The sequence below is a fragment of the Acidovorax sp. Root219 genome (genome assembly GCF_001428665.1).
GTDB lineage: Bacteria > Pseudomonadota > Gammaproteobacteria > Burkholderiales > Burkholderiaceae_C > Acidovorax.
The window spans coordinates 1-4,036 of sequence record NZ_LMIJ01000048.1 but is presented as its reverse complement, the minus strand read 5'-3'; the positions used below and the strand labels follow the sequence as shown (position 1 = coordinate 4,036).

5 protein-coding genes are annotated in these 4,036 nt (G+C 61.7%); all 5 read left to right on the top strand.

Features of this window, described 5'->3' with window-relative positions:
- Positions 1 to 349: 349 nt before the first annotated feature.
- Positions 350 to 1,834 carry a YdiU family protein gene (locus ASE28_RS30655; RefSeq protein ID WP_057269761.1) on the top strand — a complete coding sequence of 495 codons (1,485 nt, stop codon included), beginning with the start codon at positions 350 to 352 and terminating at the stop codon, positions 1,832 to 1,834.
- Positions 1,831 to 2,244 (top strand): peptide-methionine (R)-S-oxide reductase MsrB, encoded by a 414-nt coding sequence (gene msrB / locus ASE28_RS30650; RefSeq protein WP_057206171.1) that lies wholly within the window; start codon positions 1,831 to 1,833, stop codon positions 2,242 to 2,244. Before ASE28_RS30655 ends, msrB begins: the two co-directional genes overlap by 4 nt.
- Positions 2,245 to 2,254: 10 nt before the next feature.
- Complete coding sequence (locus ASE28_RS30645) at positions 2,255 to 2,794, top strand: septation protein A (RefSeq protein WP_057206173.1); 540 nt, start codon at positions 2,255 to 2,257, stop codon at positions 2,792 to 2,794.
- 2 nt (positions 2,795 to 2,796) lie between these two features.
- On the top strand, positions 2,797 to 3,081 hold the full coding sequence (locus tag ASE28_RS30640; RefSeq protein WP_057269814.1) for a BolA family transcriptional regulator: 285 nt from the start codon (positions 2,797 to 2,799) through the stop codon (positions 3,079 to 3,081).
- 67 nt (positions 3,082 to 3,148) lie between these two features.
- Positions 3,149 to 3,934, top strand: a complete 786-nt coding sequence (locus ASE28_RS30635) for a peptidylprolyl isomerase (protein WP_057206175.1) — start codon at positions 3,149 to 3,151, stop codon at positions 3,932 to 3,934.
- The last annotated feature ends 102 nt before the right edge of the window (positions 3,935 to 4,036 follow it).

The window sequence follows — 4,036 nt, the reverse complement described above, 5'->3', positions numbered from 1 at the left end:
GCCTTGCGGGTTCGGCTCATCGATGGGTTGAACTGTACGCCGCAGGTGATCAAAGAAAAACCATCCAGTCGCGAACTAACTGTTCCAGTTTTAGAAATAATAAATGGGGTAAGAGGACTGGGTTTACCCGTATTCCATATGGCTGCAATTGTTCAAAAAAGATAGCAAAAAAGTCTTTACTGTTATAGAAATAATTGCAATTTTCAATGCCGTGAAGCCGGGATGAGGCTACCTGCCAATCAGGCTCCATCATTGCAACGATTGAAACGACTGGTCACAAAGCAGGTGACTGGCCGAGCGGCATGCCCCGCCTGCCAGCGGGGCATCACCCCTGGGAGACAATCCGTGCATGAACATGTCTTCCGACAGCGAGGCGGTCGCCGCATCCAGACTGGCCTGGCAGCAGGGCTTTGCCGCCCTGGGTCCGGCTTTCTTCACCGAACTGCAGCCCACGCCGTTGCCTGACCCCCATTGGGTGGGTACGAGCGCCAGCGTGGCGCGCCTGGTGGGGGTCGAGGAGGCCTGGCTGCGCAGCGATGCGGCGTTGCAGGCCTTCACGGGCAATGCCTTGCTTCCGGGCTCGCGCCCATTGGCCAGCGTGTACAGCGGGCACCAGTTCGGTATCTGGGCGGGCCAACTGGGCGATGGCCGGGCCATTCTGCTTGGCGAGACCGCAGCAGGGCTCGAAATCCAGCTCAAGGGCGCGGGCCGCACGCCGTATTCGCGCATGGGCGATGGCCGGGCGGTGCTGCGCTCGAGCATCCGCGAGTTCCTGTGCAGCGAGGCCATGCAGGGCCTGGGCGTGCCGACCACGCGTGCGCTGTGCATTACCGGTTCACCTGCGTCCGTGCGCCGCGAAGAGATCGAAACGGCAGCCGTGGTGACGCGTGTGGCGCCGAGCTTCCTGCGCTTCGGCCATTTCGAGCATTTCTCGGCCAACGACATGGACGCGGAACTCAAGGACTTGGCCGACTACGTGATCGACCGCTACTACCCGGAGTGCAGGGGATCGACCCAATTCGGCGGCAACCCCTATGCCGCGCTGCTGCAGGCGGTGAGCGAGCGCACCGCGAGGCTCATGGCGCAGTGGCAGGCCGTGGGCTTTTGCCACGGCGTGATGAACACTGACAACATGAGCATCCTGGGGCTGACCATCGATTACGGGCCGTTTCAGTTTCTCGATTCCTTCGTGCCCGGCCATGTCTGCAACCACAGCGACACCCAGGGCCGCTACGCCTACAACCGCCAGCCCAATGTGGCCTACTGGAATGTGTTCTGCTTGGCGCAGGCGCTGCTGCCGCTGATCGGCGAGCAGGAGCTGGCCATGGCTGCGCTGGAGTCGTACAAGACCGTCTTTCCCGCCGAGTTCATGGCCCGCATGCGCGCCAAGCTGGGTTTGGGGGAGGTGGCCGAGGAGGGCGATGCCGAGCTGATCGATGGCCTGCTGGTGCTGCTGGCCAAGGGCGGGGTGGACTACCCGATCTTCTGGCGCCGCCTTTCCCACGCCGTGGGCACGGGCGAATTCGAGCCCGTGCGCGGCATGGTGCCCGACCAGGCGGCCTGGGACGAATGGCTGGCCAGGTACCTGACGCAGCCCCGGCTGGCGGATCGCACGCAGGCGTCGAAGGCCATGCTGGCCACCAACCCCAAGTTCGTGCTGCGCAACCATTTGTGCGAAGAAGCCATCCGCGCGGCGAAACTCGGCGACTTCAGTGCACTCCAAACCTTGCAGCAGCTGCTCGAGAGCCCATTTGAGGAGCATCCCGGGCACGAGTCCTACGCTGCCTTCCCGCCCGCATGGGCTTCTTCCATCGAGATCAGCTGTTCATCATGACCTATCCCGTCCATAAGACCGATGCCCAATGGCAGGCCGTGCTGCAGGAAAAAGGGGCCGAGCCCGGTGCCCTGCAGGTGACGCGCTTTGCCGCCACCGAGCGCCCCTTCACCGGCAAGTACGAGGCCCATTGGGCCGATGGCAGCTACCACTGCATCTGTTGCGGTGCCAAGCTGTTCGATTCGCACACCAAGTTCGACGCGGGCTGCGGCTGGCCCAGCTTCTCTGAAGCCGTGCCCGGTGCCATCCAGGAAATCGTGGACCACAGCCATGGCATGTCGCGCACCGAGACAGTGTGTGCACAATGCGGGGCCCACCTGGGCCATGTGTTCGAAGATGGCCCCCAGCCCACCGGCCTGCGCTACTGCATGAATTCGGCCTCGCTCGACTTCGACGACAAGGCCCCCTGACCCCGCCCCCATGAAAATCCTGCTCGACTTCCTTCCCATCGTCCTGTTCGTCGCCGCCTACAAGTTCTACAACATCTATGTGGCCACCGGCGTGCTGATGGCGGCCACGGTGGTGCAGATGGCCCTGGTCTACCTGATCGACCGGCGTCTGCAGACCATGCAGAAGGTGACGCTGGCGCTGATCCTGCTGTTCGGCACGCTCACGCTGGTGCTGCAGGATGACCGTTTCATCAAGTGGAAGCCGACGGTGCTCTACGGTGCCATGGCCATTGCGCTCGCCGTGGCGCTGTGGATTCTCAAGAAGAACTACCTCAAGCTGCTGCTGGGCAGCCAGATGGAGCTGCCCGATGGCGTGTGGATGCGCCTGAACGTGGCCTGGGTGATCTATTGCGCCTTCATGTCGGCCATCAACGCCTACGTGGTGCTCAATTTCAGCACCGAGGCCTGGGTGGAGTTCAAGCTCTGGGGCTATGCATTCCCGCTGGTCTTCCTGGTGGCGCAAGGCATTTATATTGCGCCCCACCTCAAGAACGACGAGCCCGCCGCATGACCATGGACACTACCGACACGACCACGGTGCCCAGCCTGGCCCGGCAGATGCATGAGCGTCTGGCCGAACGCCTGGCGCCCACAGCGCTCGAAGTGATCGACGAAAGCGCCGACCACGCCGGGCATGTGGGGGCCAATGGCACGGGCCTTGGCACCCATTTCCGGGTGCGGATTGCCTCACCTTTGCTTACAGGCAAGAGCCGGGTAGCGCGCCATCGCCTTGTGTATGATGCGCTGCAGGAATTTTTGGATGCGGGCGTCCACGCCCTCGCTATTGAAATCCTCTGAACCGGCCCCATTGTCCTCATCTGCCGGATTTCAGCTGGCAATTACTTTCTCATTTTTTGGATTCCGCATGAAGAAACAGCTCCTGTCCGGCCTCGTGGCCGCTGCCGTGCTGGGCACGATGGCCCTCCCCGTTTCCGCCCAGAACATCGCCATCGTCAATGGCAAGGCCATTCCGAAGGAACGTGCTGAAGTGCTCAAGCAGCAACTGGTGCGTTCGGGCCGTCCCCTGACGCCAGAAGTCGAAGGCCAGATCAAGGACGAGTTGGTCACCCGCGAAGTGTTCATGCAGGAAGCCCAGAAGCGCGGCCTGGAAACCTCCGGTGACTTCAAGGTCCAGATGGAACTGGCGCGCCAGACCATCCTGATCCGTGAACTGTTCATGGATTTCCAGAAGAACAACCCCGTGACGGACGAGGAAGTCAAGGCCGAGTACGACAAGTTCGTCGCCGCTAACAGCGGCAAGGAATACAAGGCCAGCCACATCCTGATCGAAAAGGAAGCCGACGCCAAGGCCGCCATTGCCGCCATCAACAAGGGCGCCAAGTTCGAAGAGATCGCCAAGAAGCAATCCAAGGATCCAGGCTCCGGCGCCAACGGCGGCGCCATGGACTGGGCCAACCCTTCGAGCTACGTTTCGGAATTCACCGAAGCCATGATCAAGCTCGAAAAGGGCAAGATGACGCAGACGCCCGTCAAGAGCCAGTTCGGCTACCACATCATCCGCCTGGACGACGTGCGCCAGGCCGAGCTGCCCAAGCTCGAAGACGTGAAGCCTCAGGTGGCCCAGCAACTGCAACAGCAAAAGCTGGCAAAGTACCAGGAAGAGCTGCGCTCCAAGGCCAAGGTCGAGTAATCGTCCCCTTCCTTGCAGGCGCGCTCAGTGTGCCTGCCAGAAAAAACGCGGCCTCGGCCGTAATGCCGTTCACTTAAAGCGAACTTGCCTGATTGGATAGCG

Excerpts from the sequence above, each read along its gene's own strand:
- ASE28_RS30655 (WP_057269761.1), top strand. The coding sequence starts at position 350 with ATGAACATGTCTTCCGACAGCGAGGCGGTCGCCGCATCCAGACTGGCC.
- ASE28_RS30635 (WP_057206175.1), top strand. The coding sequence starts at position 3,149 with ATGAAGAAACAGCTCCTGTCCGGCCTCGTGGCCGCTGCCGTGCTGGGC.
- ASE28_RS30645 (WP_057206173.1), top strand. The coding sequence starts at position 2,255 with ATGAAAATCCTGCTCGACTTCCTTCCCATCGTCCTGTTCGTCGCCGCC.
- msrB (WP_057206171.1), top strand. The coding sequence starts at position 1,831 with ATGACCTATCCCGTCCATAAGACCGATGCCCAATGGCAGGCCGTGCTG.
- ASE28_RS30640 (WP_057269814.1), top strand. The coding sequence starts at position 2,797 with ATGGACACTACCGACACGACCACGGTGCCCAGCCTGGCCCGGCAGATG.